We start from the raw sequence: 23,953 nt of genomic DNA, 5'->3' as shown, positions 1-23,953 counted from the left end.
CATGCTTAGTAGACCGTCCTCAGGGCGACACCTTTCAGCGGTTATTCGCCGCCTTGCCCTCTGAACCTGATGCGCGGTAAGAGTTTCCCTACTTCATCAAGGGCGCTTCCGCCGCGCACGGCGCGGCGTCGCGCGCCCGTCGCCCCGGGCCTGCGCTCCTGTCTCCGCCCCGCTCCCGCCCGGACCGCCGGCCACGCGCCCATGGCTAAGGACTTGATGGGGTACCCCGCCCGGTTGGCCGGCTGACGGTCAAAGCAGATGCCTCCGGCGGGGGCGCTCAGGCTCCGGGATGCCCGGTGCCAGTCGTGCGCATGCAGGCCGGTTCGTGGTGGGGGCTGTCATCCCGTCTGCCGTCGACCCAGGCAAGCCATAGCAGACCAGGCTTCTGGGGCCCAGGTCGTTCGTCCAGCCGGGCGCTCCACCTGGGCCCCAGAAGCCTGCCCCGCTATCACTCCGTGTGGGTCGACGGCAGACGGGATGACAGCGGAGTGGGTTGGGGCCAGGCCCTCACACAGCAGAACGAACGCGAACTCTGGCTCGGAGCATCCGCACCCTACCCAGTCGGCTCGCGTGCCCCCATCATGATCGGGTGCCTCGACAGGGACCGCCGCGACGAATCTGGGGGGATCGTGTACTTCAGCGAGCTGTTTGAGATCGAATACAAGGCTGAGTTCGATTGGTTCGACCCGATCATCGAGAACGACACACTGCTATTCATCGACCCCTTCTTGATCTTCTCAGACTCGGACCCGAGCTGGCGACAGGCCTACGTCGAGATGATGGAATACTTCGACTCCGCATTCAGGTTGCTCTCACGGAGCGACTTGAACCCAAAACATCAATACTTCAAGCGCACACTCTCACTCATGGAATTCCCCGAGCCTCAGGAATTCCGCCTGGGCTTTGCCAGCAAGAGCAGTGCCGGGTCCGGGTCCGGCCCTGGGCTAGCAGCGAAGGTTGTCGAAGCTATGACCCAAGCGGTTCGACGTGGCATCGAGGACATTGAACACTTCGAGGAACTTGGAATCCTGGTGCCCGGAATTAATCGTGATCGAATATCCGATATCACCTGTAACCTACTGAAGCCTCGGTTCATCAAATATACCCAGGACATCTGCCACTCCCTGGACGTTCCCATGGAAGTACAGAAGATCCGCCACAGTACCTACGACGCGATGCGTTCGCGATGGATGGATGCCGAGCACCTGGCACCCGTCGATCCGGAATCGGGCAGGCCGATCCTCCTAGTCCCGAAGCGGTTCCTTCGCGAACTCCCTACTCTTTCATCCGAAAGTTGGGGACAGTTCCTCGACACGTCGCTCCGAGACGACATGAACATTAAAATATCCGAAGGCGTGAAGAAGGCTGAGATTATCAATCTAGCCCGCAGCCGCCCGGACGTGCTTCGACGGTGGGTTCAGCATCTGGAAGAGACCGGATCCGCGCCTTACGATGTCGATTCAGACCCGATGCTGCACGTGAGCTGGCAGCGCTTGGCCCGCGAAGCCATCGACACAGAGCCGATCTGCAATGTGATGCCGATCGCCAGCCCTAACGATCTCCTAACCTTCGCGCATTCTGCCATTGAGCACTTCCGCAACTGGGTGGAAAAGAAGGGTGGGTGGCGCGCCTTTTGGCGAGACCTACCCAACCTCAAGCCCGTCCCGGAAACGAACATGCAGCTTCTCTTCCTCGGAGTGCTCGATCATTATTGCGCGCAGGCTGGAGTCACCCTCGATCGCGAGGTGGAAACTGGTCGAGGGCCGGTAGATTTCACATTCACTTCAGCTGGAAACATTCGAGTTCTTTTGGAAATGAAGAAGCTTACACACGGAGAATTCTGGCACGGACTGCATACGCAGACCCCAAGCTACATGGCCAGCCAGGGGGTCGATCATGCAGTCTTTCTCGCCGTCCGCGACTCCCAGACCAAGCCCATGCAGGAGCGCTGGAAAAAACTCGATTCGGAAGCTGCCTCGATCAGCGAGGCCAACTCATGCACGATCGAAGTCGCTCGCATCGACATCATGCCGAAGGAATCCGCCAGCAGCTCCTAGGCAAGTTCGAGGGACCGGCACGGAACGTCGCTCGCGGGTGGCACACGGCTGCTGGTGGGCGGCCGCACCATCGCCCTGCGTGGCCCGCTTCCTGGTATGGCCGGCGGGGCGGCGGATACGGTTGAACATGCTGACAGTTCCTATCGCTGACGGCCAGGTCCCCGGACGTCGCCCGTCGCGGGGTCCGCTCTATCTACGGCGGCCCACAGGAGCGGCCGGCCTTTCCGTTGGCTATGAGTCCGAAGCGGTCTGCTTCCGCGACGATCGCCAGGAGCGCCCGCATGGCTGAGATCGGGATCGGCGTCAGCCACGCCGTGGAGCAGCCGGAGCCCCGGCAGGCGACTCCCGAGGAGGCATCGCTCCTCGGGATCCAGAAGGCCTCATTCGTCACGCACATCCGGCGGACGTACTACAGCGACGAAGGCCGGCCCGTGGAGACCGCGGACATCATCGTGCCAGCGACGCTATGTGAGGTCGTCTACGAGATCCCCATCGGTCCTTGAGCGGCGCGGCGCACTTACAGAACGAAGCTCCCGATCACAGTCGCAGCCGACCCCGGGGACTGAGCCGGGAATCTCCGAAGATCTCGGCGGATCGACACAACGACAGCTATACACTCCCGCCATGACAGATCTGAGTGTGGAGTTCCTGTCGATCGCCACCGCGGCTCGTTCTCTTGCCGAACGCGCGGACGGCCTGGACGCGGCAGCGCTGCTGGCCTTGGAGGAAGCTGCGACAGAGGCCGGAAAGTCCTGGTCTAAATCCAACCTCGGCTACCAAGCGAACGTGTATTACCGGGATTTTCGCACACCTCCCCCTGGACACGAATTCAGCCGGGAATGGGGATTCCTCGGATCCTTTCATGGAACGGTCGGAGATTGGAAGACCTACAGCGCTGACGAAGTCGAAGCACGCATCAAGCAGTCAGCCGGCAGCCCCAACCTTGACGCCTCACGAGAGGCGGCGGAAGCAATCAGGGGCGAGGTCGCCGGGCTTATCGATCGGGCGCGCTCGATATCGGCCAGGATCCAGCCGCCGCACGACGACTACCTGACTGAAAATCTTGAGGCTCTGCAAAAAATCTCCCTGCCCACCGCCCGTCAGATTGCTGCTTCGCTGACGAGGCGGATCAACGGGCAATTCCCCGTCCGTGACATGCAGGCTTTCGAGGGTGGTTGGCAAGTTGCCGGCCATCAAATGGTTCTAGCTGAGGTATTGCACACACGCTCCCCATATCTGACAGCACGAAAAGTGGCCGAGGTGTGCGGGAGGTTGGGTCAGCATTTGGAAGCGATCAACACAGGAGTGGAGGCGGTGCTAATGCAGCTGGGAAGCAAGGTCTTCATCGGCCACGGAGGGATGTCAAAGGAGTATCTGCAACTCGGGGTCTGGCTCACTAACGAGGGGCTAGAGTGGGAGGTTTTCGACCGCGAGCCGACTGCCGGACTCAGCACAAAAGAGCGACTCTCCGAGATGCTCGATAATGCTGCGATCGCCTTCCTTTTGATGACGGCGGAAGACGAGACCTCAGATGGCAAGATGCGTGCTCGGGAGAACGTCGTCCACGAAGTCGGCCTATTCCAGGGGCGGCTGGGTTTTTCAAAGGCGATTGTCCTGGTGGAAGATGGGTGCGAGCGGTTTTCTAACATCTCAGGAATCGGCCAGATTCGTTTCCCAAAAGGTGATATTCGCCCCGCCTTTGACGAGATCCGAGGAATTCTTCGCCGGGAAGGCCTACTGACCTAAGGGTGACCAGGTCAAATGCGGGCACGGGGGCAGGGGTTCGGAAAATGCGCGCTCGCTGCCCTAGTCGCGACGGTCGCACCCTCATGGCACATCACAGAGGCATACGGCATCCGATAGTGGACAAGGCGACTGTGACTCTGTCAGCCTGACTGGCCAGATTCCAAGGTGGCCACCACGCAGACCGTGGCCACCATGCAGACCGTAGCCACCACCCTGTACCTAAATCGGCTGGACTCAGACACACTTGTGGTGTGACAGCAGCCATCACCACCGCTAGCGCAAGCATCGTCGTCGCTGTACTGGCCTTCCTCCTCAACCAGCGAGCCCAAATTCGACAGGAGCGGCGGCAGGCCCGTATTACGCGCATCAACAGCCAGCTCCGAGAGCTTTACGGACCTCTCAACACTCTAGTCAGCAGCAACGAACGGGTCTGGGATGCGTTGCGGGCCTCCTTTGTGCCGGACAAGGATGCAAGGGACCCAGCAGCCGAATCCGGCGAATGGCAAAAATGGCGCGACCAGGTACTCATTCCCACAAATCATCGAATGCGCGACCTGATCATCCAGCACGCGGACTTGATAGATGAGGCCGTAATGCCACTGCCTCTTCGCGATTTTTGCGCCCATGTCCTCGCCCTGGACATTTCCGCCATGGAGGAGCGCGAGGGATCTCCCAGGAGTGCTTTGATAGCGCACCCCGGCAAAGATTTCACTGCTTACATTGAGGCCTCATTCTCTCGACTGAAGAGCGAACAGAATAGGCTGCTTGGAATGTCTCTGTGAGTTCAACTGTGTCGGAATTATTACGTGTCGGCCGGTATCCGGCGCGCGGAGCGACTCAACCGGACCGCACACCTGGCACATGAACTAAGAGAGAGGGGGCCCAGATCAGCGGTGGGCACGAAGCCTCAGATTCGCCACACTGAATCCCCTCCGAGGTTCCCACACCTGGTAGGCGGATCGGTGACCGTGGCGCAGTCGTAACGATGCTCAACATCACATGGCGTCTTGACCTGCCGAACAACAGCGTGAGTGCCCGTCATCCTGACAATCAAATCTGACAACAACGGGGGTGGATCCTGGCAGTGGCCAGCGGTCCCGTGGAGCCTTCGTTTCCCAGGTCAGACCCCGTATACCACCGCCCCGGCCGAGCTTACAAAGCAGCTGTCGCCGACACCCGTTTGACAGTGAAGCCCCCCACCAATCGGCTGGGGGGGCTTCGCTGTCGTTGGGGTGCGTGCTATTAGTCGGAGGCCGCTGGCCGGCAAGGGGCTTCGGTGTGTTCTTCGCCGGTGGAGGGTGTTGGTATCGCTAGACGGCGGCCGCGGCTCGTTGCTACGCGGACCACGTCTCTCAAGGCTCCCGCCAGATCCATTGCCAAGAGGCGGAGTTCAACCGAATCCACCTCTTGGTCGGCGAGGACGTCAACGGCGTGGTCCAGGAGTTCGGCCCCCAAGCCGAGCTGCACGACCTCAGCGTTGTCGGCGAGGCGGGAGAGGTAGCCAACATTGCCATCGGAGCTCAGGAAACAGGGCTTGCCGTCCGGGCCTGACCATGGCAGGAGTCGTAGTTCATTGGAGGGTGTCACGCTTCCGCCCTCCTGGCTTCGGTCGTGTGGTGGGTGGTGAAGACGGCATCAGCGCGATCGCCGGGGAGTGCCAGGAGGGCCGCCTCGACCACGCGGCCGGTGGTGTCGGTCGCCACGCGGGTGATCGAGAGGATCGCCAGGGTCGAGCTGATGCGGAGGGTCGTCGCTTCGTCGGGAGTGGGGAGACGGGTGCTGACCGTTTCCTGGACCACGGCCAGCGGTGGGCGCAGGTCTGGCAGTCGTGCGGCTAACAGCCCTTCCGGGACGTTGGCTGGCGCCAGGTCTCGGGGGACGTAGATGAGGGCCAGGCTGTGCGGTGTCTTCCCCTCGTGGCTGAGGCAGAGGAACTCCGTCAGGGGGCTGTGGGGCGAGACCTTGAGGAGGGCGGTCAGATGGCCGTGCGCTCGGAGGTTGGTGGCGCGGACCGTGGTGTGGAGGGCCCCATCGGCCGCGGTCGGTGTGCTCGGTGTGTGTCCGCCGCCGATGTACGTGGCCCAACGGAGCGGGTGGCGGACGAAGTTGCCGCTGCCGTGGATCTTCTCCACTAGGCCTTCGGCCTGGAGGAGCGCGAGGGCGTTCCGGAGGGTGGGTGTGCTGACCGCGTAGCGGGCGGCCAGTTGGACTTCTGAGGGGAGGCGTTCGCCGGCCTTGAAGTGGCCCTCCGAGATCTGGTTCCGGAGGTCGTCGGCGATGGCGTGGCGGCGGGTGGGTGCGGGTGGGGTCACCAGTTCCTCCGCATGCGGAGGGCGATGAAGCGGGTTCGGGCATGCATGGTCAGGAGTTCGCCCGACTCGAAGCAGAGTCGCTTCGCGCTGGCGGGGAGTTGGATCAGGTCGATGACGCGGCACGGTTGGCCGCCGATCTGGATTACGTCGCCGCGTTGGACGGTGGTCGAGGTGATCTCGACGTTTGTGGCGAGGGCACCACTTGGGGTCCATCCGCTCACTGGGTCACCTGCCGCGGTTCGGGCAGGTCGCTTGGCGTGTGGCAGGGGCAGTCGCAGGCCTCGTAGATCACGGGGACGCCTACCGGTGCCGTGGCGGGGGACGACTGCGCGCACTCGTGATGGGTGCCGATCGCGCACGAGCTCGACCGGTAGGGGGTGGGTTCTGCACCGGGCGGTAAGGCCAGCCGGAGGGGGCGCCCACTGGTGCGGGCGGTGGTGGGGATCGTACGGTTCGACATGCTGATCAGCTCCTACTGCTGTCGGCCAGGTCCCCGGACGTCGCCCGTCGCGGGGACCGCTTTGCGTACGGCGGCCCATAGGGTGCGGCCGGTCAAGCTGCTGGCTTGGAGCCCGAATCGGTCGGCCTCCGCCACCACTTCCAGGGCCTCCTGCCATGTGGAGGCGGGCAGCGCTTCCGGTACCTCCGCTTCGATCGACGTGTAGCGGGCGTGCTCCTCCACTCGCGTGGCCAGACCCAGGGCGGACAGTCGCGCAGCGATGCTCTCGGCCCTTGATTCCGAAGCGGGCACCGAGGGCCTCCGTCGCCGAGTGAACACGTTGAGTGAAGCTAGTTAACTAGATTAGAGCTAGTGGACTAGATTTTCTACATGCCTGAGCAGCCGCCTTATCTCCGTATCGCCGACGTACTCCGGCAGCGGATCGCGGAGCATGACTGGAACGTTGGTGACCGGCTCCCCTCGCGGACGCAGATCGCCGAGGAGTGTGGCGTTGGCGAGAACGTCGTTCGTCGGGCGCAGGAGCTCTTGATCTCCCAGGGAGTACTGGAGGGTCGCGCGGGCTCGGGTACGTACGTCGCGGAGCCACGGCAGCGCGTGCGGGTTGTCCGGTCGTCTGCTCGTGAGCAGCCGGGTGGTTCTCCGTTCCGTGCAGACATGCAGGCCTTGGGTAGGCAGGGGCACTGGGAGAGCCGGACCGAGGCGAAGGTTCCCGCGCCGGTCGAGATCGCCGCGCGTCTCGGGATCCCGGCTGGGGAGCTGTGTGTGCGCACGGTGTACGAGTTCCTTGCCGATGGCAGGCCTGTGCAGTTGTCGACGAGTTGGGAGCCGTACGAGCTCACCGCCAGCACGCTCGTTGTCCTGCCAGAGGGCGGGCCGCACGCCGGCGTTGGTGTCGTGAACCGGATGGCCGTCATTGGGATCACGGTCAGCCACGCCGTGGAGCAGCCGGAGCCGCGGCAGGCGACCGCCGAGGAGGCGTCACTTCTCGGGACCCAGAAGGCGGCCCTGGTGACCCACATCCGGCGGACGTACTACAGCGACCAGGGGCAGCCCGTGGAGACCGCGGACATCGTCATCCCGGCCGCGCTGTGCGAGATCGTCTACGAGGTGCCCGTCAGTCGCTAGCGCGCCCCAGTACCACCCCGAGCACCTGGCGAGCATGAGAGAGGGCAACCCACTGTGGACGTGGAGCGAAAGGCCCGGATAGCCGGCCTGGCCTTGACGGCGCAGCCCGTCTGGGATCAGAACCACGACGCTGGGGCTCTACAGGATTTCCTGAAGGAGATCGGGTGTGACGGCGTGGATGCGGTCATGGTGACCAGGCAGGTGGTGGGGTGCAGCCTCGGCGAGGCTCAGCAGATGTTCATCACCGCCCCATGCCGGGCCTCCGAGCTCGTCTTCCACAACGCGTTCATGGAAGCTCTTGAGCGGTCTCAGGACGACCTCTGAGGCCGCCGATCGAGGTCCTGCCGGGGAGGGCGCCCATCGGGCCGCTGTCCGCCTATGCAGGCCATCAGTGCGCTCCCGTCTTCGGTGAGGAAGAGCATGAAAATCCGTGACCGGTCGACAGATGTGATCTTCCCTAGGCGGATCGGCTGGTCACGCTCGCCGAGCAGTTGCACCGCTCGTTCCAGGCCCAGGGTCTCTATGCCTCTTCGCCGCAACGACCCACGTCGGTACTCGTATCTGCGGGCCTGCTCCTCGGAGGACAGGGTTCCGTCCTCCCATACGACGAAGTCGTCGCCATCGACAAGGGCGGCCAGCGCGGCCTTGGACGCTTCGTCGTCGCCGGCTAGCAGCCGCATCAACTGATCCCGATCCATAGCCACCCCCTGTGGCATCCTGCAACGCGACAGCAACGCATCACAACCGCGTATGCCACTCGCCGCTGATACCCCCATGGGCCTGGAGACCGTGTCCCCTGCGTGCCCGATCGGGCGGGCGTCGGCGGGGAGCCTCGGGGAATGCCGGACGGGTGGGCGGGGACGTGCAGGTCAGGCGCTTGGCTGGTGAGAGGCCGGGCGCGTACGCGATCTTCCAAACTAGCTACGCGGGTTCGATTCCCGTCACCCGCTCTGAAGCGAAAAGGGCCAGGTCGGAGGACATTTCCTCGACCTGGCCCTTCGCCGTTCCCGGGGGCGCCGTTCGGCTCCGTGCCCCGCCGTGGGGCCGGGTGTGCGCCGCGCCTTCGGTGGGCGCGGGCGGCGCGGCGTGGCGTGGCGTGGGGGCGCCGTGGCGGGGGCTCCCTAGAGCTTGATGCCGGCGATGGTGTCGGCGAGGGAGTTCAGGAAGCGGTTGACGTCCGGGGCGATGGAGCTGGACGCGAGGAAGAAGCCGAAGAGGACCGCGACGATCGCGGGGCCGGCCTTCATGTGCTTGCCGCGAATCATGATCACCAGGATGATCGCCAACAGAACCACCACTGACAGCGAAATGGCCACTACTGATCACACCTTCGGTCGTCCCCTGGCCGGCCGAGGGTGCGCGGCCCTGCGCACCCCCACACGTTCCATCCTCCCACCAACCGGCCCCGGCTATCCGTCTCGTGACGAATCGCCCTCGCGTCTTTCCTTCCGCGAGGGCGTGTTGCCGGGCTCACGGCGTGATGATGCCGAGGAGGGAGCGGACATACGCGTACTTCGCGGACAACCGCTCGCGGGTGGGGTCGTCCAGGACGGAGAGTCGGACGGGGTCGGCGTTGTGCGCGAGGTCCGCCTCCTTGACGAGGACGGCGCCCGGGGTGGCCAGGATGCGGGCGGCGTACTCCTCCAGCGGTTCCCGGGGGCGTTTGGTGAGGGCCAGGACCATGGCCTTGACCGCGTCCGGGAGCGCGGCGCCGGCGAGCCATTCGGCGCTGAGGGCGTCGTCCTCGACAGAGTCGTGGAGCCAGGCGGCGGCCTGCTGTTCGGGGCTGCCGCCGCGCAGGCGGACGCCCTCGGCAACCGCCGCGAGGTGCTCGGCGTAGGGCCGGCCGGCCTTGTCGGTCTGACCCTCGTGCGCCGCGCGGGCGAGGGCTTCGACCTCCAGGAGGGTCAGTGGCTGTCCCGTCATGCGATCTCCTTCGCTGCCGTACTGAGGGCCTCGGCGGCCCGGCGTACATCTGCTTGCGTGGTACGCCAGTTGGAGAACGCGGCACGCAGCGCGGGGGTTCCCTCGTGGACGGTCGGGGTGACGAACACCTCGGCGGCGGCGGCCTCCCGTAGGGCGGTGAGGCGCTCGGGGGTGGGGTCGGAGGCGAGGGTGAAGCAGACGACGTTGAGCCGGACCGGGGCGAGGAGCCTGAAGGCCGGGTCGGCGTCGAGGCGTTCGCCGAGGGAGCGGGCGCAGGCGATGTCGCGTTCGACGATCTCCCGGTGGCCGCGGCGGCCGTAGGCGCGCAGGGTGAACCAGGCGGCGAGGGCGCGCAGTCGGTGCGAGTTCTCGGGGGTGAGGTGGACCAGGTCGGGGTGGTCGCCGAGGGGGCCGAGGTAGGCGGCGGCGTTCTGGAGGACGCGGGCCTGGAGGTCGGGGCGGCGGGTGAACTGGACGGCGCTGTCGTAGGGGACGTTGAGCCACTTGTGGAGGTCGACGCAGACGGAGTCGGCTGCGTCGAGTCCGTCGGCGAGGTGGGCGTGTTCCGGGGAGAGGGCCGCGAAGGCGCCGAAGGCGGCGTCGGTGTGCAGCCAGAAGTCGTGGTGGTCCTTGAGGGCGGCGACGGCCCGGAGGTCGTCGAAGTCGACGGTGTTGACGGTGCCGGCGTTGGCGACGACCACCGCCGGGCCGGGGGTGTCGGCGAGGGCCCGCGCCAGGGCGGCGGGGTCGACGGCCTCGCGGCCGGGCAGGGTGGGGACCCGTACGAGGGCGGAGCGGCCGAGGCCGAGGAACGAGAGGGCCTTGGCGATGGAGGAGTGCGGGGCTCCGGAGAGCACCCGTACGGGGCCGAGGACGGCGGCGCCGTCCTCGGCCGGGGACGCCCCGAGGCGTTCGCCGAGCCATTCGCGGGCGATCGCGAGGCCGGTGGTGTTGGACATGGTGGCGCCGCTGACGAAGGTGCCGCTGTGGGCGTCGGAGAGGCCGAAGAGCTCGCGGAGCCAGCCGACGGTCTCGCGTTCGAGGAGCTGACCGGCGCCGTCGAAGGAGGAGTTGGAGTTCTGGTCGTGCGCGGCGGTCAGCCAGTCCCCGGCGAGGGCGGCGGGGGTGGCGCCGCCGGTGACGAAGCCGAGGTAGCGGGGGCCTGCGGAGGCCGACAGGCGGTGGGCCCAGCGGGTGCGGAACTCGGCGAGGGCCTGCTCGGTGCCGTCGCCGTGCTCGGGGAGCGGTTCGGGCGGGGGCGGGGAGCCGGGGGCGGGTACGACGGGCCGGGCGTCCAGGGTCGTGAGGGCCTCGGTCGCGGCGCGGCGGGTGGCGTCGAGGAGTTCGGGGAGGCGGGCGAGGTCATCGGCGAGGCTGCGGTCCATGGCGGCACGGTAGACGGTGGCGGGGACGGCGGGGACGTGCCAATTCGCTGCGATTGGCCGGGGTGGGGGTGGGAGCGGGCGGGGCGGACCGGGGCGAGGCGAGGGGCCGGGGGCTGCCTGCGATCGCGGGGCGGTGCGGGCGTTGGGCGCGGGGTCGGGGGTGGGGAGGACCGGGGGTTGGGGTGGGGCGGGCGGGGGGTGGGGCGGTCGTAGGGTCGGGGGATGGTGGTCATGAAGCGGTGGGTGCGGGGTGTGGTCCTGACGGTGGGTCTGGTGGCCGTGGCGGGGTGCGGCACGGGAGCGGCGGGCTCCGGTCCGGCGGCGCCGTCCGGGCTGCCGACGGTGACGCCCGGGGCGTCCGCGATGTCGGGGATGTCGGGCGCGCCGAAGGTGGGCCGGTTGGATCCGAGTGCGCCGGTGTACGGGGCGCCCGTTTCCCCCGGAGCGCCGGGCGCCTCGGGCTCGGGCTCGGGCTCATCGGACGTTTGTCCCGAGGGCGGGGTGCGGCTGCTGGAGGGCGCCGGGGACGCGGCGATGGGGCTGCGGGTGGCCGAGGTCCAGTTGGTCAACTGCGGTACGAAGCCCTACGTACTCAACGGCCATCCGCAGGTACGGGTGCTGGATCGGCAGCGACGGCCGGTGGAGGTGTCCGTCGCGCCCGGGTCGAACGGAGTGGCGACGGGGACCGGGCTGGACGCGGCGCCGCAGCGGGTGACGCTCCAGCCGGGGCAGGCGGCTCGGATGGGGCTGGTGTGGCGGAACCTGGTCACCGACCCGACGGTGCCGGTGGCCGAGGGCTGGGTGCTGGACGTCGTCCCCCGCCCCGGCGCGCCCCGACAGACCCTGGAACTGGGGCGGTCCATCGATCTCGGCAACACCGGCAGGCTCGGCATCGGCCCCTGGACCGCCGTGACCCGGTAACGGGCGGGCGCCGGAGGCGACAGCCCGGGACGGGGCCGCCTGGCTCGCCCCCGTGGGCGCCTTCCTGGGCGGCGGACGCCGGGCTGCCGTTTCGCGGTGGCCGTCGGCCGGGACCGGGGTTGCGCGGTGTCCCGGTCCGGGATCTGGAGCGCCGTCGTCCGAGTGGCGCGGGGGGCGGACCCTCGACCGGGGTCGGCCCCGGACGCCCCGGACCACCGCAGCCGGTGAACCGCCGGGGCCGGTCCGGGGCGGGTCCGGCCCCGGTCAGGGGCCGGGGTGGCGGAGGGCGTTGCGGGCCGGGAGGGTGGTGGCGGCCAGACCCAGGGCGAGGGCCGCGGCCACGAAGGAGCCGTAGAGGAGCGGCGGGATGTGCGGCGGGGCGCCGGTGAGGGCCCGGGTCATGGGGAACAGGGTGGCGAGGGCGATCGCGGAGCCGAGGGTGACGCCCGTACCTGTGATGAGCAGCGCCTCCCAGCGGATCATGCGGAGCACCTGACGGCGGGTGGAGCCGATGAGGCGCAGCATCCGCAGTTCGCGACGGCGGTCCAGGACGGTCATGACCAGGGTGTTGACGGCGGCGACGGCCGCGAAGCCGCCGAGGACGGACGCCATGGTGGTGTTGGCCCAGGCGTTGACCTGCCGGTCGGTGTCCTGCGCGGTGGTCCAGCCGCGCCGGTCGGTGACGGGGCCGAGTTCCGCGAGGGCGGGTGAGTCGCCGAGGACGAGGAGTTCGGTGGGGGCCGGGGAGGTCATGTGCCCGGCGAGGTCGGCGGCCGGCAGGGTGACCTCGGCGAAGCCGAGCCCGCGGGTGTAGAGGGCGATGATCTCGGGGGCGGCCTCGGTGCCGTCGGGCAGCCGCAGTCGGAGCCGGTCGCCGAGGCCGGCCTTCGCGGAGCCGGCGAGGTTGCGGTCGACGGCGACGGTGCCGGGGCGCAGGGCGTCGAGGCCGCCCTCGCGGACGCCGAGGTCCTGGACCCGGGCGAGGTCAGCGCCGGGTCCGGTGACGACCTGGGCGGAGGCTCCCTGGAGCCAGTGGTCGGAGCCGGAGCCGAGTTCGGCGATGACGGACGTACGAGTGACGGGTACGGCGGCGGTGACGCCGACGGGCAGCGGCCGGGAGGCGACGTCGGAGGGCGGGGCGGTGACGACGCGGTCGGCGAGCAGGCCGCTCGTCTGCTGCTCGCGGGTGGCCCGGTCCTCACTGGTGTGCAGGAACACCAGGGTCGAGGAGAAGGCCATGGCGAGCACGATCGGGGTGATCGCGGAGGCGAGCCGTCGGGCGTGGGCCCGGGAGTTGGCGGCGGCGAGTGAGGCGGACGCGTCGCCGAGGCGCAGCGGGAACCCGAGGATGCCGGCGCAGGCGCGGGCGATGAGGGGGCCGAGCAGGGCGACGGCCAGCATGAAGAGCATGACGACCCCGAGGGCGGCGTTGGCCGCGTCCGGCCCGCTGCCGCTGGCGGCGAGGCCTCCGCAGGCGGCGCCGCCGGCGAGGGCGAGGACGCCGAGGGGCGTACGGATCCACCCGGGGCGGACGCGTTCGACCGCGGCGGCGGCGAGGGCCTGGCCGGGGCGGATCCGGGCCGGTTTGCGGGCGGCGGCCCAGCCGGAGATCAGGGCGGTGAGCAGGCCGATGCCGGCGGCGCAGACGAGGGGGATCCAGGAGACGGACAGTTCGACGGCGGCGGGGACCGCTCCCTTGGCCTGGAGCGCGCCGAACCACCAGGAGGCGAGGGCGTAGCCGGGCAGGCAGCCGAGTACGCCGGCCACGGGGGCCACGAGGAGGGCCTCGGTGGCGATCGTACGGCGGATCTGGCGCGGGGTGGCCCCGACGGCGCGCAGCAGGGCGAACTCGCGGGAGCGCTGCCCGACGGAGAGGGCGACGGTACCGGCGGCGGTGAAGACGGCGACGAGGGTGGCGGTGCCGCCGAACGAGCCGCCGAGGGCGGTCAGGAGTTCCTTGGCGCCGGCGAGCCGCCGGTCGACGGCGCGGTCCGCCCCGGTGAGCACCTCGGCCCGGCCGGCGACGGCGGACCTGGCGGAGGCCGCGAGCCGCTCGTCGGACGCGGCCGGGGCCGTGGCGGGTCCGGTCGGGGCGGGTCCGGTCGGGGCCTTGGGGAGGAGGGCCACGGCGTCCAGGGTGTTCGGGTGGCCGGAGAGGGTGCGGGCTTCGGGGTCGGAGAAATGGGCGCCGGGGACGTCGGTGCGTCCCACCACGCGGAACTCGCGCTTTCCGACGGGGGTGTCCAGGGTCACCCGGTCCTGGCCGGGCGCGGCCGAGGCGCCGCCGAGGACGACCTCGCCCGCGCCGGGCGCGCGGCCGGCAGCGAGCTTCGTACCGGTGAAGGCGGTGGCGCCCCAGCCGGAGGCCTCGTGGACGGCGCCGGCCGCGTCGCGGACGGGGAACACCACGTCGGGCACCGCCCGGCCGAGGGGAGCCAGGACCTCGAGCAGGGCGGCGTCGACCCGGGCGCGTTCGGGGACCGGCGCCGAGACCTCGTAGGAGCCCTCGCCGCTGCCGACCCGCAGGTGGGTCTCCTGGTCGGCGGCGATCACGACGGGCACGGTGGCGTAGCGGGTCGGCGGGAGGCTCGCGCGCAGGCCGCTCTCCAGCAGGATGCCGCAGGCGGAGACGATGGCGACGGTCATGAACAGGGCGACGAAGGTGCCGACGAAGGCGGCCGGACGGAACCGGACCGCCGCGCGGGCGAGGCCGTTGGGGCGGATCGGCATCAGAGCGCCGCACCCGCGTACGCCGGGGCGGGCCGGGCCGTGAGGGCGGCCATCCGGGCGGCGACGGTGTCCGCGGAGCCGCGCGGCAGCCGGTCCACGATGAGGCCGTCGGCGAGGAAGAGCACCTGGTCGGCGTGGGAGGCGGCGACGGGGTCGTGGGTGACCATGACGACGGTGGCGCCGAGGGAGTCCACGGCGTCACGCAGCAGGGAGAGGACCTCGGCCGCGGTGGTGGTGTCGAGGGCGCCGGTGGGCTCGTCGGCGAAGACCACGTCGGGGTGGGTGACCAGCGCCCGGGCGATGGCGACGCGCTGCTGTTGGCCGCCCGAGAGTTCGGCGGGACGGCGACGGCCCTTGCCCTCCAGGCCGACCCGGTCGAGCAGGTCGGCGGCCCGTTCCGCGCCGCGGGAGGCGGCGCGGCCTCCGGCGAGGCGCATCGGGAGCAGTACGTTCTGCTCGACCGTGAGGGAGGGCAGCAGGTTGAAGGCCTGGAAGACGAAGCCGAGGCGGCTGCGGCGCAGTTCGGTGAGTTCGTTCTCGTTCATTCCGGTGATCTCGGTGCCGCCGAGGCGGACGGAGCCCTCGGTGGGCAGGTCGAGTCCGGCGGCGCACTGCAGGAAGGTGGACTTGCCGGAGCCGGAGGGGCCCATCACGGCGGTGAAGCTGCCGCGGGGCAGGCTGAGGTCGATGCCGCGCAGGGCGTGGACGGTGGAGGCCCCGCGCCCGTAGCTGCGTCGGACGCCGCGCAGTTCGACGGCGCAGGGGGCGGGGTCGGGGCCCTCGTACGCCCGAGTCCGAGTCGACCGCGCCGACCGCCCCGACTCCTGTACCGGTCCCCGCGAGGTCTCCTGGTCCCGCCGCTTGCTCCGCCGGAGCCCCATGGTGTGCCGCCTTCCGTGCCGTCGTCCGCCGTGTCCGCCGCGGCCTGCCGTGCGCTGCCGCGGTGATGTCCTCGACGCTACGGAGCGGCGGGTGCCGGGGACATGGCGGAGGCCGGTCGGTCGGGGGTGGGGTAAACCCCACCGGGCGGGTGGGGGTGGGTCGACGACGCCAACGCGGCAACGGGCCCGACGTACCGGCATGCGGATCGGGCCGTGCGTGCGGATCGGACCGGCCGCGCGAAAGGGACCGGGCGAAAGGGACCGGGCGTGCCGCGCCGGCCGAACGGCCCGTCGGACCGACCGGACCGCTCAGCCCGACAAGGCCGACAAGGCCGAACGCCCGATCAGGCCGACCGGCGGATCAGGAGCAGCGCGCGGTCGTCGTTGACGTCCTTGGCGACCTTCTCGATCAGGTGCCAGGCGGCCCCGTCCCAGCCGGCGGCGACGTAGCGGTCGGCTTCCCCGGTGAGGCGGTCCATGCCCTCGCTGATCTCGCGCTCGGAGGTCTCGACGAGGCCGTCGGTGAAGAGCATGAGGACGTCGCCGCGCCGCAGGTTGCCGCGGGCGGGCTCGAACTCGGCCCCGTCGTAGACGCCGAGGAGCGGTCCTTCGCCGGAGACCTCCTGCCAGCGGCCGGTGCCGGCGGAGAGCTGGAGGGCGGGGAGGTGGCCGGCGGAGAGGAGTTCGTAGTCGCCGGTCTCCAGGTCGAGGACGAGGTGGATGGAGGTGGCGAAGCCCTCGTCCCAGTCCTGGCGCAGGAGGTAGCCGTTGGCGGCGGGCAGGAAGCCGTGCGGGGGCAGCGCGCCGAGCAGGCCGCCGAAGGCGCCGGACAGGAGCAGGGCGCGGGAGCCGGCTTCCATGCCCTTGCCGGAGACGTCGGTGAGGACGATCTCCAGGGTGCGGCCGCCGTTGGTGCGGGCGGCGACGACGAAGTCGCCGGAGAAGGACTGCCCGCCGGCCGGCCGCAGGGCCATCTCCCGGTGCCAGCCGCGGGGCAGGGCGGGCAGTTTGCTCTGTACGCGGATGCGTTCGCGCAGGTCGAAGAGCATGGTGCCGCCGCGTCTCCAGGGCACGCCGACGCGGCTGCGGAACTGGGCGATGACCAGTCCGAAGAAGCCGCAGGCGGCCACGACGAGGACGGTCCCGGGGGTGACCCTGGCCGGGCCCTGGGTGTACGGGCCGAGGACGAGGGCCTCGACGATGAGGGCGGCGGCCGAGGCGGCGTACAGGGCGAGCAGGCTCGCGGGGCGCAGCAGCAGGCCGCCGGCCACGATGGGCAGGACGAGGGCGGAGGGTGAGAACCAGACCGGCATCATGAGCGTGCCGCAGGCGATGGCGGGAATGGTCAGGAGCAGGCCGCCGAAGGCGAGCCAGTCGGAGGCGTCGCCGCGGAAGTAGTCGACGGCGGATTTGCGCAGGGCGGTGCGGGCCCGGTGCGACAGCATGCGCGCCCGGGCCGTGAGCGTCTCCACGCGTGCTCCGGCCATTGTTCGGGACCCTATCCATCCTGGCTGTGTGTGCGCAGGGGTACCCCCGCGACGATCGGTCCGTTCCGGGAGAAATTCGCTTCGTACGGGGCGGAAGGCCCTGGTAGGCATGGCCTTATGGCACTTGTTACGCGCGTATTGCAGTCCGATGAGTGGGATGTCTGGTACGACCACCTGGAACTGGCGTTCGGGGGTGTGGCCGAGCCGCCGGAGGAGCGGGAGCTGTACCGGTCCCTGACGGAGCCGGAGCGTTCGCTGGGGGTCTGGGACGAGGGGACGTGCGTCGGCTCGGCCGGTGCGTTCAGTTTCCGACTGTCGGTGCCGGGCGGTGCGCTGGTTCCCGCGGCGGGGGTCACGATGGTCGGGGTCGCGCCGACGCACCGCCGGCGCGGGGTGCTGACCTCGTTGATGCGCCGCCAGTTGGACGACGTCCGTGCGGGCGGTGAGCCGATCGCGGTGCTGACCGCCTCGGAGCCGGAGATCTACGGGCGGTTCGGCTACGGGACGGCCGCGTACGCCCTGTCCGTGGACATCGACACGACGCGCGCGCGGTTGAACGCGCCGCCGGGGGCGGACGCGGTGCGGTTGCGGCTGGTGGACCCGGAGAAGGCGCTGGCCGACTGCGAGCGGGTCTACGCGGCGCTTGTCCCGTCCCGGCCGGGGATGACGGCGCGCCGGCCGGGCTGGGAGCGGCAGGGGCTGCTGGATCCGCCGGGGCGGCGGGCGGGCGCGTCGCCGCTGAAGTGCGTGGTGGCCGAGGGCGCGGACGGCGAGGTCGTCGGGTACGCGCGCTACCGGGTCACGCCGGACTGGGAGCCGACGGGTTCGGAGGGCAAGGTCCACGTCGGCGAGGTGAACGCGGTGGACCCGGTGGCGTACGCGGCGCTGTGGCGCTACCTCTTCGAGATCGACCTGACCTGGCACGTGCGGGCGTTCGGGCGGCCGATGGACGATCCGCTGCTGCACCTGGTCAGTGACGTCCGCCGGACCCGGGCGCGGCAGCGGGACGCGCTGCACCTGCGGCTGGTGGAACTGGGCGCGGCGCTGGAGGCGCGGGCCTACGGGGCTCCGCTGGACGTGGTCCTGGAGGTCGAGGACGCGTTCTGCCCGTGGAACACGGGCCGGTGGCGGCTGACGGCCGACGCCCGGGGTGGCGCGCGGTGCGCCCGGACCGAGGACGCGGCGGAGCTGGAGCTGTCGGTGCGGGAGCTGGGCTCGGCGTACCTGGGCGGGGTCACGCTGAACTCGCTGGCGGCGGCGGGCCGGGTCCGCGAGCTGCGTCCGGGCGCGCTGCGGGAGGCTTCGCGGGGCTTCGCCGGGGACGTCGCGCCCTGGCTGCCCCACCAGTTCTGAGCGCCGGGGCGCCGTCGAGCGGTCAGCGGGTCTGGCAGGTCGGGCACCAGAAGAGGTTGCGGGCGGCGAGGTCGGCGGTGCGGATCTCGCCCCCGCAGATGTGGCAGGGCATGTTCGCCCTGCGGTAGACGTACACCTCGCCGCCGTGGTCGTCGACCCTCGGCGGGCGGCCCATGGCCTCGGGGAGGTGCTCGTCGCGGACGGTGTCGATGCGGTTGTGGCGCACGCCCTCGCGCATCAGGGCGACGAGGTCCGTCCACATCGCGTCCCATTCGGCGCGGGTGAGGTCCTTGCCGAGCCGGTACGGGTCGATGCCGTGCCGGAAGAGGACCTCGGCGCGGTAGACGTTGCCGACTCCGGCGACGACCTTCTGGTCCATGAGCAGGGCGGCGATCGTGGTGCGGGAGCGGGAGATCCGGGCCCAGGCGCGGCCGGGGTCGTCGGCCGGGCGCAGCGGGTCGGGGCCGAGCCGGTCGTGTATCGCCTTCTTCTCGCCCTCGGCGAGCAGCGCGCAGGCGGTGGGCCCGCGCAGGTCGGCGTGGTGTTCGTCGTTCAGCAGGCGCAGCCGGACGGTGTCACCGGCCGGCGGGGCGGGGGCGGGGCCGAAGCCGAGCTTGCCGAAGAGGCCGAGGTGGATGTGGATCCAGGCGTCGCCGAGTTCGAGGAAGAGGTGCTTGCCGTGTGCCTCGGCGCTCTCCAGGGTGCGGCCGTCGAGCAGGGCGGCGCTTTCGGCGAAGCGGCCCTGGGGGCTGCTGACCCGGACGGGTCGGGCGGCGAACCGCTCGGTGTGGTCCTGGGCGAGGCGGTGGATCGTATGCCCTTCGGGCACGGCTGTTCTCCTCGGCGTGATCACGTGGACACGTGAACATGACCGTGCCGCCGGACTCCGGTCCGGCGGCACGGGCGGGGTCCTACTGGTCCTGCGGGTGGTGGGCCGGGATCGGGGGGAGCTCGCCGGTCCGCTCGTACGCGGTGAGCATGTCGATGCGACGGGTGTGACGCTCGGCCTCGGAGTACGGGGTCTTCAGGAAGGCGTCGATGAAGCTGATCACCTCGTCCTGGGTGTGCATGCGGCCGCCGACGGAGATGACGTTGGCGTTGTTGTGCTCGCGGCCCAGCTCGGCGGTCTGGACGCTCCAGGCCAGGATGGCGCGGATGCCCTTCACCTTGTTCGCGGCGATCTGCTCGCCGTTGCCGGAGCCGCCGATGACGATGCCGAGGCTGTCGGCGTCCGCGGCGGTCTTCGCCGCGGCGCGCAGGCAGAACGGCGGGTAGTCGTCGACTTCGTCGTAGATGTGGGGCCCGCAGTCGACGGGCTCGTGGCCGTTGTTCTTGAGCCAGTCCACCAGGGTGTTCTTGAGCTCAAAACCGGCATGGTCGGATCCGAGGTACACGCGCATGGGTCGAGTGTGGCATGCGGACGGTCGAAGGCCGGTGGAGGGGTGTCGCGTAGGTCACTCCCGAAGCTCAAATAATCCACAACAACGCAGATGGGACGCGGCGGGACGAAGGTCCGGGACTTCGTGCCCGAGGCAACGATACGGAATAGGGTCTTCCGTCCCGACGGCGTGTCGGGTTTGAATGCCGGGGCTCGAAACCCGAGAACCTAAGGATCCGTCCATGAGCTCCACGACGACCCTTCAGAAGGCAGGCGACCCCTCCGGCAACCCCGGTGACGGCCAGCCCTCCGACGGACTGAAGGCCGGTCTCAAGAACCGCCACCTTTCCATGATCGCCATCGGCGGCGTCATCGGCGCCGGCCTGTTCGTAGGCTCCGGCGGCGGCATCGCCAAGGCCGGCCCCGCCATCCTCGTGTCGTACTTCCTCGTCGGCGCCATGGTCGTCTTCGTGATGCGGATGCTCGGCGAGATGGCCGCGGCCAGCCCGAACTCGGGCTCCTTCTCCGCGTACGCCGACCGCGCGCTCGGCCGCTGGGCCGGCTTCTCCATCGGCTGGCTGTACTGGTTCTTCTGGGTCGTCGTGCTGGCCGTCGAGGCCACCGCCGGCGCCGTCATCCTCGAAGGCTGGGTCCCGGCCGTCCCGCAGTGGGCCTGGGCGCTGATCGTGATGGTCGTGCTGACGATCACGAACCTCGGCTCGGTCGCCTCGTACGGCGAGTTCGAGTTCTGGTTCGCCGGGATCAAGGTCGTCGCCATCGGCGCGTTCGTGGTCATCGGCATGCTCGCCGTCTTCGGCGTGCTCCCCGGCTCGGACAACCCCGGCGCGGGCTTCGCGCACCTGACCGATACCGGCGGGTTCGCGCCGAACGGCTTGGGCGCCATCCTCACCGGTGTGCTGATGGTCGTCTTCTCCTTCATGGGCAGCGAGATCGTCACCCTGGCCGCGGGCGAGTCCGAGGACCCGCGCCGCGCGGTCACCAAGGCCACCAACTCGGTGATCTGGCGCATCGGCATCTTCTACCTGGGCTCGATCTTCGTCGTCCTGACCCTGCTGCCGTGGAACGACAAGTCGATCACCGAGAAGGGCTCGTACGTCGCCGCCCTGGACTCGATCGGCATCGCGCACGCCGGTCAGATCATGAACGTGATCGTCCTGACGGCCGTGCTGTCCTGCCTGAACTCGGGTCTCTACACCGCTTCGCGCATGGCGTTCTCGCTCGGTGAGCGCGGCGACGCGCCCAAGGCGTTCGCCAAGGTCAACAAGCGGGGCGTGCCCGTGGCCGCCATCCTGGGCTCCGTGGTCTTCGGCTTCGCCGCCGTCTACTTCAACTACGCCTTCAAGGACACCGTCTTCAACTTCCTGCTGAACTCCTCGGGCGCCATCGCGCTCTTCGTGTGGCTGGTGATCTGCTTCACCCAGCTGCGGATGCGCGGGATCCTGATGCGCGAGGCGCCGGAGAAGGTCACCGTCAAGATGTGGCTCTTCCCCTACCTGACGTGGGCGACCGCCGCGATGATCAGCTTCGTGCTGGTCTACATGGTCTTCGACGACGCCAACCGACAGGTCGTGCTGCTGTCGCTGGCCGTGGCGGGCGTGGTCGTCGCGATCGGCGCGATCCGCGACGCCGTCCGCCGCAAGGCCGTCGCGGCCGCGTAGTACTGCCCGGGCGGACCGGACACGGACCGCACGCCTGCTGACGAAACAGCCCCGGACCGCGCTCGCGGTCCGGGGCTGTCGTGCGGGAGCGGCGCGGGCTCAGCCCCGGCGCCCCAGCAGCTTCCAGGCGGTCGGCAGGACGCCCATGGCCAGCGCGGCCTTGAGGGCGTCGCCGATCAGGAACGGGACCAGGCCCGTCGCGACGGCCGCGCCGAGCGACATCCCGGTGACGCCCATCAGGTACGGCACGCCCACCGCGTAGACCACCGCCGAGCCCAGGACCATCGCCCCGGCCGTACGGAGCACCGAGCGGTCGGCGCCGCGCCGCGCGAGCGCGCCCACGACGGTGGCGGCGAGCAGCATGCCGAGCACGTAGCCGAAGGTGGCGCCGCCCGCGCCGGAGCCGCCGTTCGCGAACCACGGGACCCCGGCCATGCCGACCAGCGTGTACAGCGCGAGGGACAGGAAGCCGCGGCCCGCACCGAGGGCGGTGCCCACCAGCAGGGCGGCGAAGGTCTGGCCGGTGATCGGCGCGGCCAGCCCGTCGACCTTGACGGCGATCTGGGCGGCGACGCCGGTGAGCGCGGCTCCGCCGACGACCAGCGCGATGTCGCGGACGCGGCTCGCGGGCAGCAGGTCGGCGAGGACGGCGCCGGGCCGGAAGGAAACGGAAGCAGTGCTCATCGTGGGGGCTCCGCGAGGTGGTGATCGATCGGGACACCGTGACGTTAGTCCGCGGCCGGCCGCCGCCCCACCGTCGACCGGCACAAAGCCGTACTGCCCGGTTTCGTGGGGAGTGGACAAAGATCCCGACCTACACCCGAGTTGAAGTGATCCGTATCACGGGCGACATTCGACGCCACGCCCTTTTTGCTCCGACGGGTGTCCTCCAGCCAGACTGTAGGTTCCCGCCAATCCCCTGTGCAGCCCCCAGCGCCGCTTGGCCGACCGAGAGTGCGAGCATCCTCATGCGCGACCGCCTGCCCGACCCGCCCCTCACCGAGGACGGGCTCCAGGAACCCCTGAGCCACAGCCTCAAGCAGCGCCACCTGACCATGCTGGGCCTCGGCGGCGTGATCGGCGCCGGGCTCTTCGTCGGCTCCGGCGCCGGCATCGGCATCGCCGGGCCGGCGATCATCCTGTCGTACCTCCTCGCGGGCGTGCTCGCGATGCTGGTGATGCGGATGCTCGGCGAGATGTCCGCCGCGATGCCCGCGTCCGGTTCCTTCTCCGTCTACGCGCAGAAGGCCCTGGGGCGCTGGGCCGGTTTCTCGGCGGGCTGGCTGTACTGGTTCCTGCTGGTCGTGGTGCTCGCCGTGGAGGCGACCGGCGCCGCGAAGATCGCGAACGGGTGGCTGCCCTCGGTCGACCAGTGGGTGTGGGTGCTGGTCTTCATGGTGGTGTTCACGGTCTGCAACCTGGCGGCCGTGCGGAACTTCGGTGAGTTCGAGTTCTGGTTCGCCGCCCTCAAGGTCGGCGCGATCGTGCTGTTCCTGATCCTCGGCACGCTCGCGATCTTCGGGGTGCTGCCGGACACCGATCCGGTGGGCATGGCCAACCTGACCGGCCACGGCGGCTTCTTCCCCGCCGGGATGGGCGGGGTCGTCGCCGGCATGCTCGCGGTGGTCTTCGCCTTCGGCGGCCTGGAGGTCGTCACCATCGCCGCCGCCGAGTCCGACGACCCGGCCCGGTCGGTGGCCCGCGCCGTGCGCAGCGCCGTGTGGCGCATCCTCTTCTTCTACGTCGGCTCGATGCTGGTCATCGTGACCCTGCTGCCCTGGGATTCGCTGGAGCCCGGGCAGAGCCCGTACGTGGCCGTGCTCGACTCGATCGGCATTCCGGCCGCCGGTCAGATCATGAACATCGTGGTGTTCGTGGCACTGCTGTCGGCGCTCAACGCGAACCTCTACGGCTCCTCCCGCATGGTGTTCTCCCTCGCCGAGCGGGGCGAGGCCCCGCGGTCGCTGCTGAAGGTGTCCGGCGGCGGCGTGCCGCGCCGGGCCGTGTTCGCGTCGGTCGCCTTCGGCTTCGTGTCCGTGGTGCTGAACCTGCTGTGGCCGGACACGGTGTTCCTCTACATGCTCAACGCGGTCGGCGCGGTGCTGCTGTTCGTATGGGCGCTGATCGCGGTCTCGCAGCTGAAGTTGCGCGGCATGCTGGAACGGGAGATGCCGGAGCGGTTGACGTTGCGGATGTGGCTGTTCCCGTACCTGACGTGGGCGGCGCTGATCGGGATGGCGGCGGTACTGGTCCTGATGCTGTTCGACGACTCGGCGCGCCCGCAGCTGCTGTGGTCCTCGGGCGCGGCGGCGGCGGTGCTGTTGGTGGCGTGGCTGCGGGAGGTCCGGGCGCGCCGGGCCGCCGCCTGATTCCCGTCCGTACGCGAGAAGGAGGACCCCCGCGCCCCGTCGGCGCGGGGGTCCTCGCGCGTCCGGAGCGTGCGGAGAGGGTGCGGAGGGGCTCCGCACCCGGCCGGGCGCGCGTGCGGTCGCGATCACGGCCCGTGAGCCGGC

General features: G+C 69.8%; 22 protein-coding genes and 1 pseudogene. 10 read left to right on the top strand and 13 right to left on the bottom strand.

What is annotated here, in order from left to right; translation table 11 throughout:
• The first annotated feature begins 629 nt into the window (after window positions 1-629).
• From ACFY0I_RS14710 to ACFY0I_RS14695, 4 genes and pseudogenes are all read left to right on the top strand, one after another.
• Complete coding sequence (locus ACFY0I_RS14710; protein WP_388894660.1) at window positions 630-2,057, top strand: hypothetical protein; 1,428 nt, start codon at window positions 630-632, stop codon at window positions 2,055-2,057.
• Window positions 2,058-2,332: 275 nt separating this feature from the next.
• Window positions 2,333-2,560 (top strand): annotated as a pseudogene (locus ACFY0I_RS14705) (UTRA domain-containing protein); the annotation flags it as partial.
• A gap of 121 nt (window positions 2,561-2,681) precedes the next feature.
• Window positions 2,682-3,803, top strand: a complete 1,122-nt coding sequence (locus ACFY0I_RS14700) for a TIR domain-containing protein (RefSeq protein WP_388894657.1) — start codon at window positions 2,682-2,684, stop codon at window positions 3,801-3,803.
• Between the two features lie 251 nt (window positions 3,804-4,054).
• Window positions 4,055-4,585 carry a hypothetical protein gene (locus ACFY0I_RS14695; RefSeq protein WP_388894654.1) on the top strand — a complete coding sequence of 177 codons (531 nt, stop codon included), beginning with the start codon at window positions 4,055-4,057 and terminating at the stop codon, window positions 4,583-4,585.
• Window positions 4,586-5,386: 801 nt separating this feature from the next.
• On the opposite strand, the gene ACFY0I_RS14690 is transcribed toward ACFY0I_RS14695, so the two are convergent.
• The 3 genes from ACFY0I_RS14690 to ACFY0I_RS14680 all read right to left on the bottom strand — a co-directional run bounded on the left by ACFY0I_RS14690 (window position 5,387) and on the right by ACFY0I_RS14680 (window position 6,866).
• Entirely contained in the window at window positions 5,387-6,115 is a 729-nt protein-coding gene (locus ACFY0I_RS14690; RefSeq protein WP_388894651.1) for a GntR family transcriptional regulator, read from the bottom strand.
• Window positions 6,112-6,336, bottom strand: coding sequence for a hypothetical protein (locus ACFY0I_RS14685; RefSeq protein ID WP_328298637.1), 225 nt, complete (start codon window positions 6,334-6,336; stop codon window positions 6,112-6,114). The genes ACFY0I_RS14690 and ACFY0I_RS14685 overlap by 4 nt, the downstream gene beginning before the upstream one ends.
• 251 nt (window positions 6,337-6,587) lie before the next feature.
• Window positions 6,588-6,866: a hypothetical protein gene (locus tag ACFY0I_RS14680; RefSeq protein WP_388895320.1), complete on the bottom strand. Its 279-nt coding sequence runs from the start codon at window positions 6,864-6,866 to the stop codon at window positions 6,588-6,590.
• 78 nt (window positions 6,867-6,944) lie between these two features.
• On the opposite strand from ACFY0I_RS14680, the gene ACFY0I_RS14675 reads away from it, so the two are divergent.
• Window positions 6,945-7,700 (top strand): GntR family transcriptional regulator, encoded by a 756-nt coding sequence (locus ACFY0I_RS14675; protein WP_388894647.1) that lies wholly within the window; start codon window positions 6,945-6,947, stop codon window positions 7,698-7,700.
• Between the two features lie 186 nt (window positions 7,701-7,886).
• A complete protein-coding gene (locus ACFY0I_RS14670; protein ID WP_388894644.1) occupies window positions 7,887-8,024 on the top strand; it encodes a hypothetical protein in 138 nt (45 codons plus the stop codon).
• On the opposite strand, the gene ACFY0I_RS14665 is transcribed toward ACFY0I_RS14670, so the two are convergent.
• The 4 genes from ACFY0I_RS14665 to ACFY0I_RS14650 form a co-directional block, all read right to left on the bottom strand.
• Entirely contained in the window at window positions 8,009-8,380 is a 372-nt protein-coding gene (locus ACFY0I_RS14665; protein ID WP_388894641.1) for a hypothetical protein, read from the bottom strand. The two genes, ACFY0I_RS14670 and ACFY0I_RS14665, sit on opposite strands and share 16 nt — an antisense overlap.
• A 441-nt stretch (window positions 8,381-8,821) precedes the next feature.
• Entirely contained in the window at window positions 8,822-9,016 is a 195-nt protein-coding gene (locus ACFY0I_RS14660) for a hypothetical protein (protein WP_361601697.1), read from the bottom strand.
• Window positions 9,017-9,170: 154 nt separating this feature from the next.
• On the bottom strand, window positions 9,171-9,626 hold the full coding sequence (locus tag ACFY0I_RS14655) for an HD domain-containing protein (protein ID WP_388894638.1): 456 nt from the start codon (window positions 9,624-9,626) through the stop codon (window positions 9,171-9,173).
• A complete protein-coding gene (locus ACFY0I_RS14650) occupies window positions 9,623-11,011 on the bottom strand; it encodes a pyridoxal phosphate-dependent decarboxylase family protein (protein WP_388894635.1) in 1,389 nt (462 codons plus the stop codon). The genes ACFY0I_RS14655 and ACFY0I_RS14650 overlap by 4 nt, the downstream gene beginning before the upstream one ends.
• Window positions 11,012-11,233: 222 nt before the next feature.
• On the opposite strand from ACFY0I_RS14650, the gene ACFY0I_RS14645 reads away from it, so the two are divergent.
• Window positions 11,234-11,932 carry a DUF4232 domain-containing protein gene (locus ACFY0I_RS14645; RefSeq protein WP_388894633.1) on the top strand — a complete coding sequence of 233 codons (699 nt, stop codon included), beginning with the start codon at window positions 11,234-11,236 and terminating at the stop codon, window positions 11,930-11,932.
• A 264-nt stretch (window positions 11,933-12,196) separates the two neighbouring features.
• On the opposite strand, the gene ACFY0I_RS14640 is transcribed toward ACFY0I_RS14645, so the two are convergent.
• From ACFY0I_RS14640 to ACFY0I_RS14630, 3 genes are all read right to left on the bottom strand, one after another.
• Window positions 12,197-14,662 carry an FtsX-like permease family protein gene (locus tag ACFY0I_RS14640; protein WP_388894630.1) on the bottom strand — a complete coding sequence of 822 codons (2,466 nt, stop codon included), beginning with the start codon at window positions 14,660-14,662 and terminating at the stop codon, window positions 12,197-12,199.
• The gene (locus ACFY0I_RS14635) at window positions 14,662-15,543 is read right to left on the bottom strand and encodes an ABC transporter ATP-binding protein (RefSeq protein ID WP_388894627.1); all 882 of its coding nucleotides are present in this window, start codon (window positions 15,541-15,543) and stop codon (window positions 14,662-14,664) included. The genes ACFY0I_RS14640 and ACFY0I_RS14635 overlap by 1 nt, the downstream gene beginning before the upstream one ends.
• Before the next feature lie 344 nt (window positions 15,544-15,887).
• Window positions 15,888-17,030 (bottom strand): PP2C family protein-serine/threonine phosphatase, encoded by a 1,143-nt coding sequence (locus ACFY0I_RS14630; protein WP_388894624.1) that lies wholly within the window; start codon window positions 17,028-17,030, stop codon window positions 15,888-15,890.
• A gap of 117 nt (window positions 17,031-17,147) precedes the next feature.
• On the opposite strand from ACFY0I_RS14630, the gene ACFY0I_RS14625 reads away from it, so the two are divergent.
• On the top strand, window positions 17,148-18,383 hold the full coding sequence (locus tag ACFY0I_RS14625; protein ID WP_388894621.1) for a GNAT family N-acetyltransferase: 1,236 nt from the start codon (window positions 17,148-17,150) through the stop codon (window positions 18,381-18,383).
• Between the two features lie 22 nt (window positions 18,384-18,405).
• Here the strand turns inward: ACFY0I_RS14625 and ACFY0I_RS14620 are convergent, their stop codons facing one another.
• Window positions 18,406-19,212 carry an Fpg/Nei family DNA glycosylase gene (locus tag ACFY0I_RS14620; protein WP_388894618.1) on the bottom strand — a complete coding sequence of 269 codons (807 nt, stop codon included), beginning with the start codon at window positions 19,210-19,212 and terminating at the stop codon, window positions 18,406-18,408.
• Window positions 19,213-19,294: 82 nt separating this feature from the next.
• On the bottom strand, window positions 19,295-19,783 hold the full coding sequence (locus ACFY0I_RS14615) for a ribose-5-phosphate isomerase (RefSeq protein WP_388894615.1): 489 nt from the start codon (window positions 19,781-19,783) through the stop codon (window positions 19,295-19,297).
• Window positions 19,784-20,003: 220 nt separating this feature from the next.
• On the opposite strand from ACFY0I_RS14615, the gene ACFY0I_RS14610 reads away from it, so the two are divergent.
• Window positions 20,004-21,440, top strand: a complete 1,437-nt coding sequence (locus ACFY0I_RS14610; protein WP_388894612.1) for an amino acid permease — start codon at window positions 20,004-20,006, stop codon at window positions 21,438-21,440.
• A 99-nt stretch (window positions 21,441-21,539) separates the two neighbouring features.
• On the opposite strand, the gene ACFY0I_RS14605 is transcribed toward ACFY0I_RS14610, so the two are convergent.
• Window positions 21,540-22,124: a biotin transporter BioY gene (locus tag ACFY0I_RS14605; RefSeq protein ID WP_388894609.1), complete on the bottom strand. Its 585-nt coding sequence runs from the start codon at window positions 22,122-22,124 to the stop codon at window positions 21,540-21,542.
• Between the two features lie 284 nt (window positions 22,125-22,408).
• On the opposite strand from ACFY0I_RS14605, the gene ACFY0I_RS14600 reads away from it, so the two are divergent.
• Window positions 22,409-23,809, top strand: a complete 1,401-nt coding sequence (locus ACFY0I_RS14600; protein WP_388894606.1) for an amino acid permease — start codon at window positions 22,409-22,411, stop codon at window positions 23,807-23,809.
• Window positions 23,810-23,953 lie beyond the last annotated feature (144 nt).

Source organism: Streptomyces sp. NPDC001568 (assembly GCF_042893755.1).
In the GTDB taxonomy this organism is placed as follows: domain Bacteria; phylum Actinomycetota; class Actinomycetes; order Streptomycetales; family Streptomycetaceae; genus Streptomyces.
This window is presented reverse-complemented; position numbering and strand designations above follow the sequence as displayed.

What these genes read in the sequence shown, in the direction of transcription:
- ACFY0I_RS14625 (WP_388894621.1), top strand. Translation starts at nt 17,148, where the DNA reads ATGGCACTTGTTACGCGCGTATTGCAGTCCGATGAGTGGGATGTCTGG.
- ACFY0I_RS14650 (WP_388894635.1), bottom strand. Translation starts at nt 11,011, where the DNA reads ATGGACCGCAGCCTCGCCGATGACCTCGCCCGCCTCCCCGAACTCCTC.
- ACFY0I_RS14640 (WP_388894630.1), bottom strand. Translation starts at nt 14,662, where the DNA reads ATGCCGATCCGCCCCAACGGCCTCGCCCGCGCGGCGGTCCGGTTCCGT.
- ACFY0I_RS14600 (WP_388894606.1), top strand. Translation starts at nt 22,409, where the DNA reads ATGCGCGACCGCCTGCCCGACCCGCCCCTCACCGAGGACGGGCTCCAG.
- ACFY0I_RS14605 (WP_388894609.1), bottom strand. Translation starts at nt 22,124, where the DNA reads ATGAGCACTGCTTCCGTTTCCTTCCGGCCCGGCGCCGTCCTCGCCGAC.
- ACFY0I_RS14700 (WP_388894657.1), top strand. Translation starts at nt 2,682, where the DNA reads ATGACAGATCTGAGTGTGGAGTTCCTGTCGATCGCCACCGCGGCTCGT.
- ACFY0I_RS14615 (WP_388894615.1), bottom strand. Translation starts at nt 19,783, where the DNA reads ATGCGCGTGTACCTCGGATCCGACCATGCCGGTTTTGAGCTCAAGAAC.
- ACFY0I_RS14645 (WP_388894633.1), top strand. Translation starts at nt 11,234, where the DNA reads ATGGTGGTCATGAAGCGGTGGGTGCGGGGTGTGGTCCTGACGGTGGGT.
- ACFY0I_RS14675 (WP_388894647.1), top strand. Translation starts at nt 6,945, where the DNA reads ATGCCTGAGCAGCCGCCTTATCTCCGTATCGCCGACGTACTCCGGCAG.
- ACFY0I_RS14635 (WP_388894627.1), bottom strand. Translation starts at nt 15,543, where the DNA reads ATGGGGCTCCGGCGGAGCAAGCGGCGGGACCAGGAGACCTCGCGGGGA.
- ACFY0I_RS14670 (WP_388894644.1), top strand. Translation starts at nt 7,887, where the DNA reads ATGGTGACCAGGCAGGTGGTGGGGTGCAGCCTCGGCGAGGCTCAGCAG.
- ACFY0I_RS14655 (WP_388894638.1), bottom strand. Translation starts at nt 9,626, where the DNA reads ATGACGGGACAGCCACTGACCCTCCTGGAGGTCGAAGCCCTCGCCCGC.
- ACFY0I_RS14665 (WP_388894641.1), bottom strand. Translation starts at nt 8,380, where the DNA reads ATGCGGCTGCTAGCCGGCGACGACGAAGCGTCCAAGGCCGCGCTGGCC.
- ACFY0I_RS14610 (WP_388894612.1), top strand. Translation starts at nt 20,004, where the DNA reads ATGAGCTCCACGACGACCCTTCAGAAGGCAGGCGACCCCTCCGGCAAC.
- ACFY0I_RS14630 (WP_388894624.1), bottom strand. Translation starts at nt 17,030, where the DNA reads ATGGCCGGAGCACGCGTGGAGACGCTCACGGCCCGGGCGCGCATGCTG.